Below are 19,720 nucleotides of genomic sequence, written 5' to 3' on the forward strand. Positions count from 1 at the left end.
TAAGCTGTCTCTCAGGCGGCGCACGAAAAGCTGTAAAGACGACAACCGAAGGGGGAAGGGCGGTGCGCGCCGCCAGGCCTGTGGTCATGATGGCGGCGTCAAGGGAGTGAAACAGGCATGACAGAACAGCGCGCAGCCAAGTTCGGAATCGGTCAGGTGGTCAAGCACAGCCTGTTCGAATTCCGCGGCGTCGTGTTCGATGTCGATCCGAAGTTCGCCAATACCGACGAATGGTGGCAGGCGATTCCAGAGAGCGTACGACCCGAAAAGGACCAGCCCTTTTATCATCTGCTGGCCGTCAATGGCGAAAGCGCCTACGTCGCCTATGCCTCGGAAGGCAATCTCAGTCCTGACGAAACGGGCAAGCCTTTGGAGCATCCGCAGGTCGGCCTGCTGTTCGAGCGTTTCTGCGAAGGTCGCTACGTGCCCAAGAGCCGCTTGTCGAATTGACGCTGACGACATGCAATGGCCATGATTTGGCCACGCCGGTATGGACAAAAATTATCTGGAAGGTCTGTCCTTGGTGAGCCCGCTGGGACTCGAACCCAGGACCCTCTGATTAAAAGTCAGATGCTCTAGCCGGCTGAGCTACGGGCTCACAGCAAGGACGATAGCGCCTTCCGATGCGGTCAGAGCCGCGCTCAACAGGGCGTGACGGACGACATAGAGGGGATTTTTCTGTTTCGCAAGCGCGGGATAGCAAAATCCCCTAAATTTTGGATATTGCTTTTTTACGCTGAACCTGCGGTATAACAGACGCATGATTGGCCGGAGGCGGTGCATGGGCTTTAGGCCTGAGAGCGTTGGGGGATGGAAAATGCACGATGCGGCGCGCAGCCTGAGTTACGGCGCTGTCCGCATCGGCTTGTTTTCGGTGGCGCTGGTCAGCATGGTCGCGATGTCGGCCTGCGCGTCAAAACCCCATTATCGAATTAACGAATCACCCGCAGCGCCACAGGCGACAAGCGCCCCGGACGCCGAAAGCGGTAGTGAAGAAGGGACGATGCGCTCCAGCACCCAGCAGGACAATAATTGGGGCGACGCCTTTACCGCACCGCTGGAAGACCTGAACCTGAAGCGGCAGGCGATCCCTGCGATTCTGCAAAGCGCGATCACCAAGCCCTATGATCTGACCGGCCTTGACACCTGCGAGGCCATTGCGGGCGAGGTGGCGCAACTGGACACATTGCTTGGCGCCGATTTTGACGAGCCGCCAACGCCGAAAGGCGATCCCAGCATGACCGAAAAAGGTCAGCGTATGGCCGGAGACGCCGCCGTCGGCGCTGTGCGCAGCGCCAGCCGCAGCATTATTCCTTTTCGCGGCATTGTGCGCAAAATGACCGGCGCCGAACGGCATGAGCGTGAGGTCGATACGGCGATTCAGGCCGGTAAGGTGCGGCGCGCCTATCTCAAAGGGGTCGGCATGAACAAGAATTGCGCCCCGCCCGCCGCGCCGTCCTGGTTCAAGCCGCGCGTCTATGTCCAGACCTATACGGACGCTCAGCAGGCGCAACCCGCGCCGACCACGCAGCCCGACCCGGAGAAAAAGCGTAAGCCGACCCGGCGCCGCTACCGCTGATCGGTTTGCCAGCGCGCTTTCAGATCGCGACGCAGCGTATCGAACGTCCCTTCGCGAATCGCCGCGCGCATGCGGATCATCAGGGCCTGGAAGAAGGCGATATTGTGCCAGGACAGCAGCACCTGGCCCAGGATCTCCTCAGCGCGCACCAGATGGTGAAGATAGGCTTTTGAATAGTCGCGGCTGGCCGGGCAGTCGCTGGCTGGATCGAGCGGCGAATCGTCCTCCGCGAAACGCGCATTCTTGATATTGATCGGTCCGTCCCAGGTCCAGACCTGACCGTGGCGGCCTGAGCGCGTCGGCAGGACGCAGTCGAACATATCGACACCGCGCGCCACGCCCTCAAGCAGGTCGAGCGGCTTGCCGACCCCCATCAGATAGCGCGGACGCTCCCACGGCAGCAGCGGGGCGGCATAGTCGAGCGTGTCGCACATCGCCTCATGGCCTTCGCCGACCGCCAGGCCGCCGATGGCGTAGCCGTCAAAGCCGATGTCGAGCAGGCGTTCCGTCGATTCGCGGCGCAGATGCTCGAATGTCGAACCCTGCTGGATGCCGAACAGGGCCTGCGCATCGCGCGTCCCAAACGCTTGTTTTGAGCGCAGGCCCCAGCGCGCCGATAATTGCAGCGCTTCCTGAGCGCGCTTTTCCTCGGCGGGCCAGGATACGCATTCGTCTAGCTGCATCACAATATCCGAGCCGAGCAGGTCAGCCTGAATTTCGATAGAACGCTCCGGCGACAATATGTGCTTCGAGCCGTCGATATGACTGCGAAAAGCGACGGCGTCTTCCGTGACTTTCGAGATGTTCGACAGGCTCATGACCTGAAAGCCGCCGGAATCGGTCAGGATCGGCCCGTCCCAGCCCATGAATTTGTGCAGCCCCCCTAGCCGCGCCACGCGCTCTGGGCCGGGGCGCAGCATCAGGTGATAGGTGTTGCCGAGGATGATTTTCGCATGCGCCTGTCGCACCATGTCGAGCGTCAGCGCCTTGACCGTCGCCGCCGTACCGACCGGCATGAAGATAGGAGTCGGAACATCGCCGCGCGGGGTTTTCAGAACGCCCGTGCGCGCTTGGCCTTGCGAGGCGTGAATTTCAAAAGGAAAGCTACTCATCGGGATGTGTTCGTCAGCAGGCAGGCGTCGCCATAGGAGAAGAAGCGATAGCCGGTTGCAATCGCGTGCGCATAGGCGAGTTTCATGATGTCTGTTCCCGCCAGCGCGCACACCAGCATGAACAGGGTTGATTTCGGCAGGTGAAAATTGGTCATCAGCAGGTCGCACGAGCGCACGCGCACGCCCGGCGTGATGAAGATGGATGTCTCCGCTGCGAATGGATGAATGACGCCCTGGTCATCGCAGGCCGATTCCAGCAAGCGCAAAGAGGTGGTGCCGACGCAGATAATGCGACCGCCCGCAGCGCGCGCGGCGTTGATGCGGGCGGCGCTGTCCGCGCTCACCACGCCGAATTCGGCGTGCATAAGGTGATCGTCCGTATCCTCGACCTTGACGGGCAGGAAGGTGCCTGCGCCAACGTGCAGGGTGATATGTTCGATCCCAACACCTTGTGCTGAAAGCCTTTTCAGAAGTTCAGTTGTAAAATGCAAGCCTGCGGTCGGCGCCGCCACGGAGCCTTCCTCTCGCGCGAACACCGTCTGATAATCGGTTTTATCCTGCTCGTCTTCGCGCCGTTTTGAGCGGATATAGGGCGGCAAGGGCATGGTGCCGATCGTATGCAGGCGCTCCAGAACGACGTCTGGGGTATGGCGAAAGGCGAGGGTGTAAACACCGTCATTGCCCTTGGTCTCGACATCGGCTTGCAAGTCGCAAGTCGCATCGCCGAAGGTCACGCGGTCGCCGGACTTCACCCGTCGTCCGGGCTTCAGGAAGGCCTGCCATCGCGCGCCGTCCAGCGCCTTGATCAGGGTTGCCTCCAGCGCAACGCCGCCGTCTTCGCGGACGCGGCGGCCGTGCAACTGCACCGGCAGGACGCGCGTATCGTTGACGACCAGCAAATCGCCGGGCCGTAAAAAGCCGCCAATATCGCCAATCTGAGCATCGGTCAGGTTATCGCCATCGACGCGCAGCAGTCGCGCAGCCTCACGCGGTTGCATCGGGCGCAGGGCTATACGGTCCTCAGGCAGGTGGAAATCGAAGTCGGAAATGCGCATCGCGCCGTCAAACGCGTAAACGCTGCCTAGGTCAAGCGCAAACCGCGCGCGGGGGATTGCGAAACTGGCGAATCCAACTCTGCGCTTCGGCGCAATCGTTAAAAACGTCGATGAGGAAATTCGGAAATATGCTGGCGCGTATGGATTGGCGCGCCGCAATAAGCGGATCGCGCGTCACAATCGCCATCAGCCGACCCGCATCGCGGCCGCGGGCAAGGTTCGCCCATATCTTGGCGAAGCTTTCGCTGTCATGCGCCGTCATGACGCCGTCATAACGCGAAAAATCGACAATCAAATCATAGATCCACGGATCGCCAAGCTGTAGAAACTGCTCAAGCAGTTGCGCATACAGGGCGGCGCCATCCAGATCGCCGATATAACGAAGGGTCAGGATGTTCAAAGTCTTGTCGACGGACAGGCTGACGCGGGGACGCAAGGACATGGCGTGGCTGACTTCATTTGTGGAGAAGCATAGTCTCACAAAAGTCTTTAACGCGCCGTTAGCTGGCCTTTCGCAATGGATTTGGTAAGGGAAGCGGGCCGTTCTGTCGCGACCGGCCCGCTTCAAGCCTTAAGCCAGGTCCGCCTGCACCTTCATGCTGACGATCTTGCCGGGGGTGCGCGGCGGCTCGCCCTTGGGCAGGGCGTCCACATGTTCCATGCCGTCGGTGACCTGACCCCAGACCGTATATTGGCGGTCGAGGAAACGCGCGTCGTCGAAGCAGATGAAGAACTGGCTGTCGGCGGAATCCGGGTTCTGCGAGCGCGCCATCGAACAGACGCCGCGTACGTGCGGCTCGTTGTTGAATTCGGCCTTGAGCTTCTTGCCCGAACCGCCGAAGCCCTGACCCTGCGGGTCGCCGCCCTGGGCCATGAAGCCGGGGATGACGCGATGGAAGACGATGCCGTCATAGAACCCCTCGCGCGCCAGCTCCTTGATGCGCGCGACGTGGTTGGGCGCCAGGTCCGGGCGCAGGCGGATCGTCACCGGGCCGGTGTCGAGCGTCAGGATCAGGGTGTTTTCGGGATCTTCGGACATGGAAACTCCTGTTGGGAAAGCGTGTCGCCCTCACATAGGCGATCCTATGTCCGAAAACAAACCCTAAGCGTCAAGCCGCGCATTCCTTGGGCTTTGTCTCGTCCGGTCCGTACAGGGCGCAGGCGCGGTCGATCTCACCCTGGATTATCTCGCAGGTGTTTTGTGCATTACAGGGCGGATGCGTGGCGGGCGAGACGGCGAGGCAGCGCTCGACCAGTCTTTGCGCGGCGGCGTCTCCGATCTGCGCCTGACAGGTTCCCGCCATCGACGCCGAAGAGGTGGAGACCGCAAGCGGCGCGGCTTCGTCCATTGTCGCTGCGCTGGCGGCGGCTGGCGCGACGGCCTGCGAGGGCTGGTCGGCGGGCGCTCCATTACAGGCGGTCAAGGTCAGACAGGTCGCGGCGACTAAGATCAGGGCGGTGCGTCTCATGCGCGACTCTCCTTACGGCTGCATAACAGCCTACCTTATCGCAGCCTCTGGCGAAATTCTGTTTTGCGCTGTGACGACAATTGCCGGTATAGAGTGGCGTATGAGTAACAAACCGCCCTCAGCCGAAGATGAACCGCGCCGCCGTATGATTAAGCCGCCCACGGGCGGTAATCTGTCCGGTCGCGCCAAGGGCCACACCGCCGTCAAGACCGCCAAGACGCGCACGGCGTCCTCGGCCAAATGGCTGGAGCGGCAACTGAACGACCCCTATGTGCAAAAGGCCAAGGCCGAGGGCTGGCGTTCGCGCGCGGCCTTCAAGCTGATCGAACTCGATGAGCGCTTTCACCTGCTGCATCGCGGCGCCAAGGTCGTCGATCTCGGCTGCGCGCCGGGCGGCTGGGTGCAGGTGGCGATCCAGCGCGGCGCCTCCAGGGTTGTCGGAGTCGATCTCCTGCCCGTCGATCCGGTGCCGGGGGCTGAACTGATCGAAGCCGATTTCACCGATCCCGCCATCGGACCACGCCTGATGCAGATGCTGGGCGACAAACCGAATGTGGTGCTGTCCGACCTCGCGCACAACACGGTCGGGCATCGCCAGACCGATCACCTGAAAATCATGAGCCTGCTGGAGTTGGCGTCTGATTTTGCGCTCGACAACCTCAAGACCGGCGGCGCCTTTGCGGCTAAGGCGTTTCAGGGGGGCGAGACCGAAGACCTGTTGCTCAAATTGAAACTGCGGTTCGAAGCGGTCAAGCACTTCAAACCAAAATCGAGCCGCGCCGATTCATCCGAAATCTATATCGTGGCGACAGGCTTTAAGGGCTGATCGCGCTATTCTTACCGTCTGAAACAATTATTTTTCCGCCGGGTCTTTACCTGTCCGGTCGATTCCCATAGGAACAACCCGCAAAATGGAGAGTCCCTTATGGATATACGCGAAGGCTTAACCTTCGACGACGTTTTGCTGGAGCCCGGTCCCTCGGATGTGGTGCCCACCTCGGTCGATACGAAAACCCGCTTTACCCGCACGCTCAATCTGAACATTCCGCTGGTGTCCTCGGCTATGGATACGGTGACCGAGGCGCGCCTGGCTGTCGCCATGGCGCAGGCAGGCGGTCTTGGCATCGTTCACCGCAACCTGACCAACGAGCAGCAGGCCGACGAGATCCGCGCGGTGAAGCGCTTTGAATCGGGCATGGTCATCAATCCGATCACCATTCACCCGGACACAAAGCTGGCCGAGGTGCGCGACATTATCGCCCGCCGCTCGATCTCCGGTTTTCCGGTGGTCGAGCGCGACACAAACAAGCTGGTCGGCATTCTGACCAACCGCGATATCCGCTTCGAGAGCGATGGCTCCAAGACCGCCGCCGAGGTGATGACGAAGGACGACCTGATTACGGTGCGTGAAGGCGTCGATCAGTCAGAAGCCCGCGCCCTGATGGCGCGCCACCGCATCGAACGCATCATTGTCGTCGATGACGCCTATCGCGCTGTCGGCCTGATCACCGTCAAGGACATGGAGAAGGCGCAGGCCTATCCGCTGGCCGCCAAGGATTCGTCGGGCCGCCTTTTGGTCGGCGGCGCCTCGACGGTCGGCGACGCCGGGTTCGAGCGCTCGATGGCGCTGGTCGAGGCGGGCGCCGACGTGGTGGTGATCGACACAGCGCATGGCCATTCCAGCCTCGTGTCGCAGGCGGTCATGCGCCTGCGCAAGGAAACCAATAAGGTCCAGATCGTCGCGGGCAATGTCGCGACCTACGAGGCGACGCGCGCCCTGATCGACGCAGGCGCCGATGCGGTCAAGGTCGGCATCGGGCCGGGTTCGATCTGCACCACGCGCATGGTCGCAGGCGTTGGCGTGCCGCAACTGACCGCCATAATGGACAGCGTGCGCGCGGCGGAAGGCTCGGGCGTGCCGATCATCGCTGACGGCGGCATCAAGCTGTCGGGCGATCTGGCCAAGGCCATCGCGGCGGGCGCTTCGACGGCTATGCTGGGCTCGATGTTCGCGGGCACAGAAGAAGCGCCGGGCGAGGTGATCCTTTATCAGGGCCGTTCGTACAAATCTTATCGCGGCATGGGCAGCGTCGGCGCGATGGCGTCGGGCTCGGCAGATCGCTACTTCCAGAAAGAGGTGCGCGATTCCATGAAGCTGGTGCCCGAAGGCATTGAGGGGCAGGTGCCGTACAAGGGACCAATCGGTCCGGTCGTGCATCAGCTTGTCGGCGGTTTACGCGCCGCTATGGGCTATGTCGGCGCGCCGACCGTTGAAGAGTTTCAGAAGCGCGCGCGTTTCGTGCGCATCACCGGTGCGGGCCTGCGCGAAAGCCATGTCCACGACGTGATGATCACGCGGGAGGCGCCGAACTACCGCCAATAGGTTTTTTTAATGGAGATGAGCATGACGTATGAACTCTGGGTTTTGGTCTGGGCGGCTGTTCTGGGCCTCGTCATGCTCGTCCTGCCGCCCATGGCGGCGGCGTCGCGCAAAGGCTATCTGATGTGGAACGCCGGCCCGCGCGATACGCCGTTCGATAAGGGCGTGCTAGCCGGGAGGCTTGAGCGCGCTTTCGCCAATTTCCGAGAAACCTTCATCATTTTCGCCGTGGCGGTGATCGCTCTGGCCTTTATGCACAGGTCTTCGGACCTGTCTCTCTGGGGCGCGCGTCTCTATCTGGCGGCGCGCATCCTCTATATCCCGCTCTACGCCTTTGGCGTTGTCGGCGTCCGTTCCCTGGTCTGGATGGCGTCCTTGGCGGGTGTCGTCATGTGCCTTTTGGCTATTTTTATTTAGGATTTTCGTTTGACTCCAGCCGCCCGTTTACAAGCCGCCGCCGAGATCCTCGACCAGCTTGCGGGTACGCGCGCCACCGCCGAGGCGATGCTGAAAAGCTGGGGACAGGCCAACCGCTATGCAGGCTCCAAGGACCGACGCGCGATCGCCGACAGGGTCTATCGCTGCCTGCGCGCCAAGCAACGCCTGTTGTGGGCGATGCAGGTCTCGGAGCGGGGGGCGGGCCGTGCTATGGTGCTGGGCTCGCTGGCCCTTATTGACGGCCTGCCGATGGACGAGATCGAAGCCCTGTTCAGCGGGCAGGGCTATGGTCCGGCGCCGCTGACCGATGCGGAGCGCAAGCGTCTGACGGCGGGCGAGGGCGATGCGCCGGACTGGGTTCGGTCTGGCCTGCCAGAGTTTGTGGTCGAACGCTTCCAGCGCCAGTTCGGCGATGACTGGGCGGCGGAGGCAACGGCGCTGATGTCGCCACGCGCCCCTATCGACTTACGCGTCAATGGGCTGCGTACGACGCGCGAGGCCATGCTGGAAGCCCTGCGCGCGGAAGGGCTATCGCCGGAGCCGACGCCGTTTTCGACCTTTGGCATACGCCTGCCATCCGAGCCGCCGCCCAATCTGGTCAAGCTCGACGCCTATCAGAGCGGCCTCGTTGAAATTCAGGACGAAGGCTCGCAACTGGCCGCCTTTATCGCAGGGGCGGGCGTGCTGCCGGGTGCGCAAAAGGTGGTGGATTTTTGCGCGGGCGGGGGCGGGAAGACGCTTGCCTTAGCGCAAATGATGGCGGGAAATGGCGAAATATGGGCCTGCGATGTCGTTGAAAAACGCCTGCGCGCCATCGAGCCGCGTCTGGCGCGCGCCGGTCAGAGCGCCCATTTCGTGCATTTCAGCGACCCCGGCGACGAAAGCCTGCTGGAGCCGCTGAAGGGCGCCGACCTCGTGCTGGTCGATGCGCCCTGTTCCGGCTCCGGCACCTGGCGGCGTCACCCGGAAGAAGCGCACCGCCTGACCGAGGATGAGGTGCGCCGCCTGCATGTCTTGCAGGTGCAAATTCTGAACCGCGCCGCCCGTTGCGTAAAACCCGGCGGACGGCTGGTCTATGTCACCTGCTCGGTGCTGGACGACGAAAACGCGGAAAGCGCCGACGCGTTCGAGGTGGGCCATGCCGATTTTACGCCGCTTGATCTCAAAGGTCTGGCCGATGCGCGCGCTTTCGACTCGACACATCTCAATTTTATGGGGCATAGGCTCAGCCTCAGCCCGCACAAGACGCATACGGACGGCTTCTTCCTGTCCGCCTGGCGACGCCAGTAAGCTACGAAAGTCAACTCATGTCACACCATGAAGCCCTGTTGATCATTGATTTCGGATCGCAAGTGACGCAACTGATTGCGCGCCGGGTGCGCGAATGCGGCGTCTATTGCGAAATCCACCCGTTCACCAAGGCTGCGGAGGCGCTTGAAAAGCTGCGACCGAAGGCCGTCATCCTGTCGGGCAGCCCGCACAGCGTGGTGGACTCAGGGCCACGCATCGACGGTGATCTGTTCGCCAAGGGCCTGCCTGTGTTCGGCATCTGCTATGGCGAGCAACTGATGTGCGAACTGCTGGGCGGCAAGGTCGAGTCCGGCCACGACCGCGAATTCGGCCGCGCCGAGATTGAGGTCAAATCCTGGTCGCCCTTGTTCAAGGGCCTGTCGGCGCCGGGCGAAAGCGAAACCGTCTGGATGAGCCACGGCGACCGTGTCACCGCTATTCCCGAAGGGTTCGAGGTCATCGCCACCTCCGAAGGCGCGCCCTTCGCCGCCATCGCGGATGAGACGCGCAAATTCTACGCCGTGCAGTTCCACCCCGAAGTCGTGCATACGGCGCGCGGCACGGACATGATCCGCAACTTCCTGTTTGAGATCGCGGGCTTTGCGGGCGACTGGTCGATGGCCGCCTTCCGCGAAGAGATGGTGGCGAAGATCCGCGCTCAGGTCGGTACGGGCCGGGTGATCTGCGGCCTGTCCGGCGGGGTCGATTCCTCGGTCGCCGCTGTGCTGATCCACGAAGCCATTGGCGAGCAACTGACCTGCGTGTTCGTCGATACCGGCCTGTTGCGCAAGAACGAAGGCGAGCAGGTCGTGTCGCTGTTCCGCGATCATTACAATATCCCGCTGGTGCATGTGCAGGCGCAGGACTTGTTCCTCGGCGCGCTGGCGGGCGTGGCCGATCCTGAAACCAAGCGCAAGACCATCGGCAAGCTGTTCATAGACGTGTTCGACGCCGAGGCCGCCAAGATAGAGGGCGCTGAATTTCTGGCGCAGGGCACCCTCTATCCTGACGTGGTCGAAAGCGTGTCGCCGCACGGCGGACCTTCGACGGTGATCAAGTCGCACCATAATGTTGGCGGCCTGCCCGACTATATGAAGCTGAAACTGGTCGAACCGTTGCGCGAACTGTTCAAGGACGAGGTGCGGGCGCTGGGCCGTGAACTGGGCCTGTCCGAACAATTTGTCGGTCGCCATCCGTTCCCAGGACCGGGCCTGGCCATCCGCATCCCCGGCGCGGTCACGCCGGAGAAGGTCAAAACACTCCAGGACGCCGACGCCATCTATCTTGAGGAAATCCGCAAGGCAGGCCTCTACGATCAGATATGGCAGGCCTTCGCCGTGCTGTTGCCGGTCAAGACGGTCGGCGTCATGGGCGATGCGCGCACCTATGAGGACGTGCTGGCCCTGCGCGCGGTCACCTCATCGGACGGCATGACCGCCGACTTCTATGAATTCCCCTGGCCCGTGCTGGGTCGCTGCGCTACGCGCATCGTCAACGAGGTCCGCGGCGTCAACCGCGTCGTCTATGACGTGACCTCTAAGCCCCCCGGCACGATTGAGTGGGAATGATTCAGGCCCACTCAAACATACCCTACGATACGCTGGAATATCCATTAAGTCAATGATATAAAACGAAAATTCTGTCATCGACTTTCGCGGACTATCGAGGGGTAAGCGTCACGAGTGACGTACTTTCCGACGGACTGCCTACGCTTGATCAATTGACCTTTTGAAAGTACCGTCAGCGGAATGGAAGCCGCTGACGGTCTTTTTTTGATCTTATCTCATTGAAAATAAATAAAATATTTTCAGGAAAAGGGCTCAAAAAGTGCTGACGGACTTTTTGGTGGTTTTCCTCCTTGTTTTACCGGATTCAGGAGGCCGAAATGTTGACCGATGCAGCTATCAAGTCATTGAGATCAAAAGATAAAAGCTACAAGGTGACGGACCGGGATGGAATGTACCTATTGGTCCAGCCTTCGGGGACGATGACATTCCGCTTCGACTACCGTCTGAACGGTCGCCGCGAAACGGTCGTCATCGGGCGATACGGGCCAGCCGGAGTGTCACTGGCGCGGGCTCGCGAAAAGCTCCTCGAAGCCAAAAAGGCCGTTCAGGAGGGGCGCTCTCCGGCAATCGAGAAGCAGAGCGCGAAACGGAAATTGAAGGAAGCCAGGAGCTTCGGCGAATTTGGCGAACGATGGCTCCAGGAAGGCCGGATGGCCGAGAGTACCAAAGCCATGCGTCGCGCCATCTACGAACGAGACATCTTACCGAAGTTTCGCAAGCGGTTTCTGACAGAGATCACGGCTGAAGATTTGCGGGCGCTTTGCACGAAAGTGAAGGAACGCGGCGCACCGGCGGTGGCAATTCACGTCCGCGACATCGTCAAACAGATCTATGCCTTCGCGATCCTTCATGGCGAGAAAGTCCATAATCCCGCCGATGATGTTGGTCCGGCATCGATTGCTCAGTTTGTCGCCCGTGATCGTTCGCTGTCACCATCGGAAATCCGGATCATGTTCGGTCAGTTGGAACATGTCCCAACCCTTCCGACCATCCGCCTCGGCATGAAGCTGCTTCTCTTGACGATGGTCCGCAAAAGCGAATTGCAGGATGCCGTCTGGGATGAGGTCGATTTCGAGAATGCTGTCTGGTCTATCCCGAAGGAACGGATGAAGCGGTCCCGTCCGCACAACATCTATCTGTCACAGCAGGCGCTGGACATTCTGATCGCGCTGAAGACTTGCTCTGGCAATTCGCGCTACCTGTTGCCATCTCGCTACGATGCCGACGCGCCCATGTCGCGTGCAACCTTCAACCGGATCACGACTGCCGTTGTGGTTAGGGCCAAGAAGGAAGGCCTGTCGCTCGAGCCTTTCACGGTGCATGATCTGCGGCGAACCGGCTCGACGCTCCTGAACGAGTTGGGGTTCAACAGCGACTGGATCGAAAAATGCCTGGCGCATGAAGACGGTCGCTCGTCGCGTGGCGTCTACAACAAAGCGGAATACGAGCACCAACGACGGCACATGATGCAGGAATGGTCCAATATTGTTGACGCCTGGATTGCCGGACAAAAATACGCGCCGACAATCTTTCCGCCCACGATGGAGTTGTTGTCGCCGGGGACGTACGATTGACCGAATGCGTCAGATGTTCGGTGATTCTTTGGGTAAGTTCATCCGTAATCATCGGCCCCTTCGGCATTGTATCTGTGGATCGGCGTGCAAAAAGGGCTCTGACGCAATTTTGGTACAGGTTGCGTTCAATAGGCGTCCACCAACCGCGCCTGAAGAAGATCGATCTTGCCTCGGCCGTACATTTGGCGCTTCACAAGCTTCAGCTTGGTGATCTGGCCTTCTGTCTGGCCGTTTGACGCTAGGCTAAGAACGGTGATGATTCAAACCGATAGAAATCTGCTCTAGCAGTCTGCTGAAAAAGCTATTTGCCTTTGGCTTTTCACGTTTTTACGCGGTGGTCAGGCTCATTGGGCGGTTTTCATTTGCCCGCTGTTTCGAGGTTGTCGTTTGTTTTCCTGATTTCGGTCAGACTTCTCCTACAGTTTTGCCAATGTGGGTATGCGGATCAGGTTGTAGGCTATGAGATTAAGCAGAAAGTCTCCAGCTACGGCCTTAATTCCGCGATGCTTAGTCTTTCGCATGGTGCCGTGCTGTTTGCCCCAACCAAACATACACTCGATCATCTTTCGTCGCATCTGTGACATGCCGTAACCGTCGCTTTTTGCCGTAGCATCGTCGATGATCGTCGTTCGCGTCTTGCCAGTTTTCGTCGTGGCGTTATTGCGGGCGACATGCGGCTCCACGCCAAGTTTACGTAAGGCTTCGCCATGCGCTGCAGCGTCATAGGCCTTGTCTTCGCCAACGGTCACCTTCTTGCCTGTGGGCCTACTTTTACGCCGCCCCGGTGGCAGACTTTTGCTCCGCCCTTGACAGTAAAGGGGGTGGACCACTGTTCCTGAAAGAAGTTGTTCTCGTAATATTCTGCATTGGGCGCCGCAGTGCCGCAGAGCTTAAAAAAGTCCTCTCGGGTTTTCGCATTTGAGGAAAACATCGCTGTCATGTGCGCTTCGTCGATCAAGTCTTTCCATTCGACGTAATATGGATTTTCGAGGATTTCACGCCAGCGCGGAATGCGACGGTACGCCTCGCAAATCCACGCCTCGTTTTTGAATAATGCAAAGTGGCCGCTTAGGATACCGGCGTGACTCGATATGACGTTATGAGTAAGGACGTTATCCGTATAGATTTTTCGGATATCTCCATATATTAAATCGATATCGCTACATGCGAAAAAGTCGAATCCGCTTACAATATCTCGGTGAATGGTGCCGAATATTGGCTTCAAGCTGACTATATTGTATGGATGGTAAGGTTTGAACCTCACTCCCAGGACATCGCTGACCATTTCGCAATAGCTGTCATAGGACATGGTCGTGAACTTGACGTTGGGGGGATAGACCTCGGGCAGCGGGCAATCGGTATGGATATGCCAAGAGAGACTCGGATTGGTTCTGCAAGATTCCAAAAAAAGCGGGAACCAGTCGGGAAACCGCCCGAAATAGTCGATTTTTACGATGATAGATTTCATGCCCCCTCCTTGATCGCGCCTATGGGGTCGATCATTTCAAATGTTCTGGTTGAGTGACAACGTCAGCGCGCTGAGGATGGCCCCGGATATGCTCTAAGGACCATCCCGTCAGTGCGGATCAGTTCTCGGCCGGTTGCGGGAATAATGAAAATTCCGGCAACTTTCCGTATTTCGCCAAATCCTGCTCGCCCCCAATTCTGAAAATCGAGGCGTCTGAACCATCAAAGGCCGGCCAGGTCGGTAAACCTTCTGCATCGGGCGCTCCGGTCGCTGCGAAGGTGACCCATGTCTGGGCAAGTTGCGACGCCAGTTTGCGGTCTTGTGCGGTCCAGGGGCGTTGTTCCCAGTCCAGATGGTCGAACACATACTGGATTTCCGCGCCATGACCGATCCCGCATCCGTAATAGCAGGGCTCGGCCTGAGCGGGATAATGGGCGAAATAGTAGATATAGGGCTTGGATGCTCCATATCTCGCCTGGAGACCGGCCCAATACCACATGCGCCAGCCCCACCAGTCGTTGGTGAGTTGATTTAACGATGCTTTGGCTTGAGCGTCCGTTTGAGCCGGATACGCGGCGAGCAGGGCCTGGTTGGGTTCATAGCCCAAAAGCTTCTTGACGAGAGCGTGGAAGTTGGCTGCGGTGAACTCGCTGGTTCCCAAGATTTCAGGCGCGAGATCCTTTCCTTCTTCGGCATTCCACCCGACCAAAAGCGGGACGTCGTTTTGATGGTGGAGGCGATAGACCGTTGTCAAATCCTCTTTCAAAACATGGCCGTCGACGACCGTGCGCGGAGACCAGGCTTGTTTCTTCAAATCCTCCACGCTCATCGCGCGCAAGTCGGACAAGCTTTTAGCGCCGACAGCAGAAGCGAAGTCGACACCTTTGTTCTCAGCGACGCTAAGATCGAACTGATCGTTTTCACTAGGGTCAATGGGCAATGCGTCATTGCCACTTTCGGCAATCGCGCGCTGGAACAGACCTTTCGCCTCGGGCGAGGCGACCAGAATGCCAACGGTTTCACCGCCGGCGGACTCGCCCATAATCGTGACGCGTTCGGGATCGCCCCCAAATGCGGCGATATTGGCCTTGACCCACTTGAGCGCCGCGATCTGGTCCTCTATTCCCTGATTGCCGGAGGTCTTGTAAGGTGACTCAGCACTTAATTCCGGATAGGAAAAGAAGCCGAAAATGCCGAGACGGTAGTTGAGCGTCACAACTATGGCCCCGTGCTTCGCCAGATTTGCGCCGTCAAAAACGGGTTGTGCAGCAGTGCCGCCGTAGTAGCCGCCACCATGAAACCAGACGATGACGGGCAAATTCTTTGCGTTTTCCGGCGCCCATACGTTCAGATATAGGCAATCTTCGCTTTTCGCATTGGGAAGCCAGTCCGCATTTGGCGCGCAAGCCGGTGAAAAGGTCTGCGTGGTCTTGATGCCGGTCCAGGGCACAACAGGTTGGGGCTCCCGCCAGCGTAGCTTTCCAACCGGTGGGGCCGCGAAAGGAATCCCGAGCCAGGTTCTCAGAGCGCCGTCATCCGATCCAACAATCTGACCTCCAGTTACCGCAATCGGATCAGTTGGTTGACCAGCGAAAGCTGATGCGCCGGTAAGGAAGGTCATACAAGCGGCAATGAGCGCCGTTGTGGATAGGTATTTCATCGTCACATCCCTTATTGTTATTTTGCCATGATCTGCGTCAGTCCCGGCGCGTTCTTGGCAAATATCTTGTCGGTGCCGGTTGCCGACAAAACACCCTTGGCGTCGTCCCAGGTCAGGGTCGTGATCATCGTCCCTTTACCGGTTTCGTAGTCGTAGGTGTGGCCGTCGTCGTCATAGAGGCTGAACGTCCCGTCGGTGCCCGGATAGACCTTCAAGGATGTGATGCTTTGCTTTGTTGCGGTTGAGGGAATGTCGGAACCGAACGGGATGATGGAACCGGCCTTGACGAACAGCGGGATCTCATCAATCGGCGAGGCGACCTTCACCCATTGACCGCCGGTAACCTTTTCATTGGTCCAGTAATTGTACCAGTCGGTTCCGGCAGGCAGGTAGACGTTCTTCTCCGTCTGACCCTGTTCCGTCACCGGTGCGACCAGGAAGGCCGGACCGAACATGTACTCGGTGCCGATATCAGCGACCTTGGGATCGTTCGGGAAGTCCATCCACAGGGCGCGCATGAAGGGCGCGCCCGTATCATAGGTGTGTTTGGCGCTGGAATAGATGTAGGGCAACAGTTCGTAGCGTAGCTTGTCATACCTGGCCATGATGGCTTCGGCCTGTGGGCCGGTGGCCCATATTTCCGTGTGCTTGCGGCTGCCGTGCAGACGCAAGGTTGGCAGGAAGGTGCCGTATTCGAACCATCGTGTGAGAAGTTCGGGATATTCCGTGTCCTTGCCGATCACATCTTCTGCTCCGGCGGGATCGACCAGCAACGGCTTCGTCGCGCTGGAGGTGGCGGGCAGGTTTTGCCAGCCACCAATATCATTACCCCAATAGGCGATGCCGGACGCGGTCATGTTCAGCCCGGTCGGAATCTGACGCTTCAGAGCCTCCCAGGTGGCGTCAACGTCAGACGACCAGAAGAGCGCGCCGGTGCGCTGCGAGCCGAGATAGGCGGCGCGCGCCAGGATCAGGACGCGCTTGTTCGGCTTCCATTGGCGCATGCCTTCCTCAAATCCCTCGACATGCAGAAGTGGGAAGACGTTGTGATAGCGATCGCCCGATCCGATGGAATAGAAATAGCCATCCGGCACGAGGTCCGGCTCGGTCTCATCCAGCCACGGGTAATCGTAACCGTGCGACAGAATATTGTCGCGCGCATGATCCCAGAACCATTTGCGGGCGTCTGGATTGGTCGAATCGATTAAGGCGCCGGCGCGGTCGGAACGGAAGGGCAGGCCATCGACCGGCTTGCCGTCCTTGTCCTCGAGGAAATAGCCCTTGGCGGCCAGTCGGTTGTAATAGCGCCCGGAGGTCTGAAAGCGAGGCCAGATCGAGACGACCGATTGCAGGCCCATATCGTGTAACTGCTTGTTCATGGCGTCAGGATCGGGGAACTGCGCCGGGTCGATATCCATCTGTCCCATGCGCGTCCAGTAGAACCAGTCCTGCACCATGATATCGAGCGGATAGCCCTTCTGGCGGTAGGTATTGGCGACGCGTAAAATCTCAGCTTGGCTATCGTAACGCGCCTTGGACTGGATCAGGCCGAAGGCGGACTTGGGCGGGATCGGCGTCTTGCCGGTGACGCGCGCATAGGCCGAATAGATCTCTTCGGGCGTATCGCCGACCACGACGAAGAAGGAGACTCGTTCGCCGACATTGGACTGGAACTTCATCTTGCCGTTGATTCCAGCAATGAAGCGCGTATCGGACGGGTTGTCCCAGATGATCCCATACCCCTTGGACGACACCATGAACGGCACGCACACCTGCTCACCCGCCGGCGCGTCGTACCAGTGCTTGCAGTCGATGACCCGCCCGCGCAGATCGAGCGACCCAAGCGATTCCTGGTTCTGGCCCATGCCGTAATAATGTTCGTCGGCGGGTGCGCTGAAATCAGCACCGACCTGATAGGTGTGTTCGCCGCTAACGTCGTGCGGCGCCATCTCCCAGCCGGTCATGTCGAGGATCGTCGTTCCCTTGGCATTCGCTACCTGCAACCCTACAGGGGAGAGAGTCGGAAAAAACAATGTCTCCATTGTACTTGGCACATGCGGCGCGGGCGCAGGATTGACGTGCAGGGTGAGGGCGCTCGACGCGAACGAATCGCCATTGGCGTCGCTGGTCTCCTTGAAGTCTGCATTGTCGGCGTGGTCGGCCAAGATGCCGTAGCCGGGGTCTTCCAGCGCCTCGTCTTTGTTAACAGCGATGGTGACGTGGATCACGTTCGGGCCGTAAGCCTCAACGCTGACCCAGGCGCCGTCGCGGTCCAGCGTCGCGATCGGCGCGGCGTGCGCGGCGGCGGCCAGCGCAAGTGAGGACGCCAGCCCGAACAGGGCGGTTTTTACGTGACGCATGGAACTTCTCCCGCTGATAGCGTTATCATTTTTTTGCAATTTATCCGGCACGCTCTTGCCGTCAAGATGTAATCATATAAATTCTAAATTCTACGCCCCTTATAAAAGGTCAAGGCGCTAATTTTTAAATGTGAAAAAAAATCAGGAAAATAAATTTGTGTAAAGGTATGTATTGTGCATATATTTCTCTGTATTAATTTGAGAAATAATATATATTAAGCTGCCAGAAAGAACTGTGAGTTCATTTTTCTTGGCTCTTTCGAATGATTATCACGCTTATTAAGGCATAAGTACTTAAGTTTTGTCGTTAAGCGATATCCGCCGAAGGCGGTTTTTCTACTATGTGCGGGGCGGTTGTTTGTAAAAATAATATTCATATGCAAAATTGCATTAGTGTAATACGGCTCCTAAAATGGATGCCGGAATTACCTGAAGCCGTCATGACATCTGAACGGCTTAACAGGTTGAGGGGATTGAACAAAAGTAACTAAAAGGACAGGGGAACCTAATGGAAGAAAAGCTTCGGACGTACGAGTACAAAGAAGGTTTGGAGATGTTTTACAATGGCGAGGTTCTGGGTGAAGCTGTTTATTCCGCTCTTATCGCATCCACGAACATGCCTGATATTCAATTGAAGCTTTCATACCTTCTTCAATTGGAGACGGAAACAAAGGCCTGGCTGCGTCGGCACCTGCTCGCCGTCGGCATGAGCATAGTTGAACTCGAGGAGATTCGTACAATGGGGGCATCTTTGGCGGCGACGATGAACGCAATGTCCTGGCGCGAAGGCATGGAGGTTATTTTCAAGATTGCGACAGAAGACCTGCTGCCGCACTACCGGAGATATGCTGAAGCGGCCCGGTTACGCGGCGCCTTGGGCGAGGCCGCGGTATGCGATCACATGGTGGAGCATGAGGAGGCGCAGGCCGAATTTGCCCGCCGCGAGCTTGATGGCGCTGATTTCATTTATGCGATTGAACCGCTGACGCGACATAGCAAGTATCCTTTGGAGGCTATCGGGGTCGGAACGGTTGCCTGACGTGGAATCTCTTCGCAGGGAAACTATCGGTAATGGTCCGGGCGCTGTGATAGCGGCGCTGGAATCTGGGGCATTATTCCCTAAGGAGGTCGTTGTCGCCGCCGGTCGCATTGTCGAATTCCAGGGGCCACTGTTTCCGGAAGAGGAGCTGGCACTGAGAAACGCTTCTTTAAAGCGACGCCTTGAATTCGCAGCGGGCCGCCACCTTGCAAGAAAGGCTATGACGTCGTTCGGTGTCGACAACTGCGCGATTTCAATGCGAGCGGATAGAACGCCGGTCTGGCCGGACGGTATCGCGGGTTCAATCAGTCATTCCGGTGAGGTATGCGCGGCGGTTGTCACCAAGAAGGGTGATTTGATGAGCATCGGATTGGATGTGGAATTCGCACCCATCGAAGGTGAACATCTGGAGAGATATGTCAGTACGAGCGATGAACTTGTCCTTGCGTCGGAAATTCTGAAGGACGACGGATTAGCGCTTCGAATTATTTTCAGCGCCAAGGAGGCCTTTTTCAAGGCCTGGTATCCGATATTCGGGAGCTTCCTGGATTTTCATGATGTGCGTGTCAGATTTGGCTCGCCTGCTATCGACGTGGCCTGCAGGCGATCTTTACACTTCGATTTACCCAACTGGCGAAAGCCGCTGCAATACCGCTTTGACGGGCGATGGGAAGCCGTAGGGGGAGGAGTCCTGGCCGGCGTGGTCTGTTACAAACAATAATGTCCGA

Annotated in this window: 19 protein-coding genes and 1 tRNA gene; 10 read left to right on the forward strand and 10 right to left on the reverse strand. The window is 58.7% G+C overall.

The genetic code is table 11. The features are described 5' to 3' along the window. The first annotated feature begins 117 nt into the window (after positions 1-117). Positions 118-450 (forward strand): heat shock protein HspQ, encoded by a 333-nt coding sequence (hspQ, locus tag ACTHLA_RS07450; RefSeq protein WP_440186771.1) that lies wholly within the window; start codon positions 118-120, stop codon positions 448-450. Between the two features lie 71 nt (positions 451-521). On the opposite strand, the gene ACTHLA_RS07455 is transcribed toward hspQ, so the two are convergent. Continuing rightward, a tRNA-Lys gene (locus ACTHLA_RS07455) sits at positions 522-598 on the reverse strand. 183 nt (positions 599-781) lie between these two features. Between ACTHLA_RS07455 and ACTHLA_RS07460 the strand changes: the two genes are divergently transcribed. Further along, entirely contained in the window at positions 782-1,579 is a 798-nt protein-coding gene (locus tag ACTHLA_RS07460; protein ID WP_440186773.1) for a hypothetical protein, read from the forward strand. Here ACTHLA_RS07460 and tgt read toward each other — a convergent pair. The 5 genes from tgt to ACTHLA_RS07485 all read right to left on the reverse strand — a co-directional run bounded on the left by tgt (position 1,570) and on the right by ACTHLA_RS07485 (position 5,215). Continuing rightward, entirely contained in the window at positions 1,570-2,691 is a 1,122-nt protein-coding gene (gene tgt / locus ACTHLA_RS07465) for a tRNA guanosine(34) transglycosylase Tgt (RefSeq protein WP_440186775.1), read from the reverse strand. The two genes, ACTHLA_RS07460 and tgt, sit on opposite strands and share 10 nt — an antisense overlap. After that, complete coding sequence (gene queA / locus ACTHLA_RS07470; RefSeq protein WP_440186777.1) at positions 2,688-3,746, reverse strand: tRNA preQ1(34) S-adenosylmethionine ribosyltransferase-isomerase QueA; 1,059 nt, start codon at positions 3,744-3,746, stop codon at positions 2,688-2,690. The genes tgt and queA overlap by 4 nt, the downstream gene beginning before the upstream one ends. A 31-nt stretch (positions 3,747-3,777) precedes the next feature. Continuing rightward, positions 3,778-4,188, reverse strand: coding sequence for a hypothetical protein (locus tag ACTHLA_RS07475; RefSeq protein ID WP_440186779.1), 411 nt, complete (start codon positions 4,186-4,188; stop codon positions 3,778-3,780). Between the two features lie 129 nt (positions 4,189-4,317). Further along, the gene (locus ACTHLA_RS07480; protein WP_440186781.1) at positions 4,318-4,785 is read right to left on the reverse strand and encodes a peptidylprolyl isomerase; all 468 of its coding nucleotides are present in this window, start codon (positions 4,783-4,785) and stop codon (positions 4,318-4,320) included. A 70-nt stretch (positions 4,786-4,855) separates the two neighbouring features. Next, complete coding sequence (locus tag ACTHLA_RS07485) at positions 4,856-5,215, reverse strand: hypothetical protein (protein ID WP_440186783.1); 360 nt, start codon at positions 5,213-5,215, stop codon at positions 4,856-4,858. A gap of 100 nt (positions 5,216-5,315) precedes the next feature. Between ACTHLA_RS07485 and ACTHLA_RS07490 the strand changes: the two genes are divergently transcribed. The 6 genes from ACTHLA_RS07490 (at position 5,316) to ACTHLA_RS07515 (ending at position 12,465) form a co-directional block, all read left to right on the forward strand. Then, entirely contained in the window at positions 5,316-6,041 is a 726-nt protein-coding gene (locus ACTHLA_RS07490) for an RlmE family RNA methyltransferase (protein WP_440186785.1), read from the forward strand. Between the two features lie 99 nt (positions 6,042-6,140). Beyond that, a complete protein-coding gene (gene guaB, locus ACTHLA_RS07495; protein ID WP_440186787.1) occupies positions 6,141-7,598 on the forward strand; it encodes an IMP dehydrogenase in 1,458 nt (485 codons plus the stop codon). A gap of 21 nt (positions 7,599-7,619) precedes the next feature. Continuing rightward, positions 7,620-8,012, forward strand: coding sequence for an MAPEG family protein (locus tag ACTHLA_RS07500; protein WP_440186789.1), 393 nt, complete (start codon positions 7,620-7,622; stop codon positions 8,010-8,012). Between the two features lie 9 nt (positions 8,013-8,021). Next, a complete protein-coding gene (locus ACTHLA_RS07505) occupies positions 8,022-9,323 on the forward strand; it encodes an RsmB/NOP family class I SAM-dependent RNA methyltransferase (protein ID WP_440186791.1) in 1,302 nt (433 codons plus the stop codon). 17 nt (positions 9,324-9,340) lie between these two features. Beyond that, on the forward strand, positions 9,341-10,891 hold the full coding sequence (gene guaA / locus ACTHLA_RS07510; protein WP_440186793.1) for a glutamine-hydrolyzing GMP synthase: 1,551 nt from the start codon (positions 9,341-9,343) through the stop codon (positions 10,889-10,891). 317 nt (positions 10,892-11,208) lie between these two features. Then, positions 11,209-12,465 carry a tyrosine-type recombinase/integrase gene (locus tag ACTHLA_RS07515; RefSeq protein WP_440186795.1) on the forward strand — a complete coding sequence of 419 codons (1,257 nt, stop codon included), beginning with the start codon at positions 11,209-11,211 and terminating at the stop codon, positions 12,463-12,465. 416 nt (positions 12,466-12,881) lie between these two features. On the opposite strand, the gene ACTHLA_RS07520 is transcribed toward ACTHLA_RS07515, so the two are convergent. The 4 genes from ACTHLA_RS07520 to ACTHLA_RS07535 all read right to left on the reverse strand — a co-directional run bounded on the left by ACTHLA_RS07520 (position 12,882) and on the right by ACTHLA_RS07535 (position 17,953). Beyond that, positions 12,882-13,214: a transposase gene (locus ACTHLA_RS07520; protein WP_440186797.1), complete on the reverse strand. Its 333-nt coding sequence runs from the start codon at positions 13,212-13,214 to the stop codon at positions 12,882-12,884. Further along, a complete protein-coding gene (locus ACTHLA_RS07525) occupies positions 13,211-13,933 on the reverse strand; it encodes a DUF6625 family protein (RefSeq protein ID WP_440186799.1) in 723 nt (240 codons plus the stop codon). The genes ACTHLA_RS07520 and ACTHLA_RS07525 overlap by 4 nt, the downstream gene beginning before the upstream one ends. Before the next feature lie 118 nt (positions 13,934-14,051). Further along, the gene (locus tag ACTHLA_RS07530; RefSeq protein WP_440186801.1) at positions 14,052-15,593 is read right to left on the reverse strand and encodes a carboxylesterase/lipase family protein; all 1,542 of its coding nucleotides are present in this window, start codon (positions 15,591-15,593) and stop codon (positions 14,052-14,054) included. 17 nt (positions 15,594-15,610) lie between these two features. Then, the gene (locus ACTHLA_RS07535; RefSeq protein WP_440186803.1) at positions 15,611-17,953 is read right to left on the reverse strand and encodes a glycoside hydrolase family 31 protein; all 2,343 of its coding nucleotides are present in this window, start codon (positions 17,951-17,953) and stop codon (positions 15,611-15,613) included. Between the two features lie 508 nt (positions 17,954-18,461). Between ACTHLA_RS07535 and ACTHLA_RS07540 the strand changes: the two genes are divergently transcribed. Together ACTHLA_RS07540 and ACTHLA_RS07545 are read left to right on the forward strand one after the other, a co-directional pair. Continuing rightward, the gene (locus ACTHLA_RS07540; protein ID WP_440186805.1) at positions 18,462-18,992 is read left to right on the forward strand and encodes a hypothetical protein; all 531 of its coding nucleotides are present in this window, start codon (positions 18,462-18,464) and stop codon (positions 18,990-18,992) included. Between the two features lies 1 nt (position 18,993). Further along, the gene (locus tag ACTHLA_RS07545) at positions 18,994-19,713 is read left to right on the forward strand and encodes a 4'-phosphopantetheinyl transferase family protein (RefSeq protein ID WP_440186807.1); all 720 of its coding nucleotides are present in this window, start codon (positions 18,994-18,996) and stop codon (positions 19,711-19,713) included. The last annotated feature ends 7 nt before the right edge of the window (positions 19,714-19,720 follow it).

The sequence above is a fragment of the Asticcacaulis sp. genome, from assembly GCF_051956075.1.
Taxonomy (GTDB): domain Bacteria; phylum Pseudomonadota; class Alphaproteobacteria; order Caulobacterales; family Caulobacteraceae; genus Asticcacaulis.

What these genes read in the sequence shown, in the direction of transcription:
- ACTHLA_RS07480 (WP_440186781.1), bottom strand. Translation starts at nt 4,785, where the DNA reads ATGTCCGAAGATCCCGAAAACACCCTGATCCTGACGCTCGACACCGGC.
- guaA (WP_440186793.1), top strand. Translation starts at nt 9,341, where the DNA reads ATGTCACACCATGAAGCCCTGTTGATCATTGATTTCGGATCGCAAGTG.
- ACTHLA_RS07535 (WP_440186803.1), bottom strand. Translation starts at nt 17,953, where the DNA reads ATGCGTCACGTAAAAACCGCCCTGTTCGGGCTGGCGTCCTCACTTGCG.
- ACTHLA_RS07515 (WP_440186795.1), top strand. Translation starts at nt 11,209, where the DNA reads ATGTTGACCGATGCAGCTATCAAGTCATTGAGATCAAAAGATAAAAGC.
- ACTHLA_RS07460 (WP_440186773.1), top strand. Translation starts at nt 782, where the DNA reads ATGGGCTTTAGGCCTGAGAGCGTTGGGGGATGGAAAATGCACGATGCG.
- ACTHLA_RS07530 (WP_440186801.1), bottom strand. Translation starts at nt 15,593, where the DNA reads ATGAAATACCTATCCACAACGGCGCTCATTGCCGCTTGTATGACCTTC.
- queA (WP_440186777.1), bottom strand. Translation starts at nt 3,746, where the DNA reads ATGCGCATTTCCGACTTCGATTTCCACCTGCCTGAGGACCGTATAGCC.
- ACTHLA_RS07490 (WP_440186785.1), top strand. Translation starts at nt 5,316, where the DNA reads ATGAGTAACAAACCGCCCTCAGCCGAAGATGAACCGCGCCGCCGTATG.
- hspQ (WP_440186771.1), top strand. Translation starts at nt 118, where the DNA reads ATGACAGAACAGCGCGCAGCCAAGTTCGGAATCGGTCAGGTGGTCAAG.
- ACTHLA_RS07485 (WP_440186783.1), bottom strand. Translation starts at nt 5,215, where the DNA reads ATGAGACGCACCGCCCTGATCTTAGTCGCCGCGACCTGTCTGACCTTG.
- tgt (WP_440186775.1), bottom strand. Translation starts at nt 2,691, where the DNA reads ATGAGTAGCTTTCCTTTTGAAATTCACGCCTCGCAAGGCCAAGCGCGC.
- guaB (WP_440186787.1), top strand. Translation starts at nt 6,141, where the DNA reads ATGGATATACGCGAAGGCTTAACCTTCGACGACGTTTTGCTGGAGCCC.
- ACTHLA_RS07500 (WP_440186789.1), top strand. Translation starts at nt 7,620, where the DNA reads ATGACGTATGAACTCTGGGTTTTGGTCTGGGCGGCTGTTCTGGGCCTC.
- ACTHLA_RS07540 (WP_440186805.1), top strand. Translation starts at nt 18,462, where the DNA reads ATGGAAGAAAAGCTTCGGACGTACGAGTACAAAGAAGGTTTGGAGATG.
- ACTHLA_RS07525 (WP_440186799.1), bottom strand. Translation starts at nt 13,933, where the DNA reads ATGAAATCTATCATCGTAAAAATCGACTATTTCGGGCGGTTTCCCGAC.
- ACTHLA_RS07475 (WP_440186779.1), bottom strand. Translation starts at nt 4,188, where the DNA reads ATGTCCTTGCGTCCCCGCGTCAGCCTGTCCGTCGACAAGACTTTGAAC.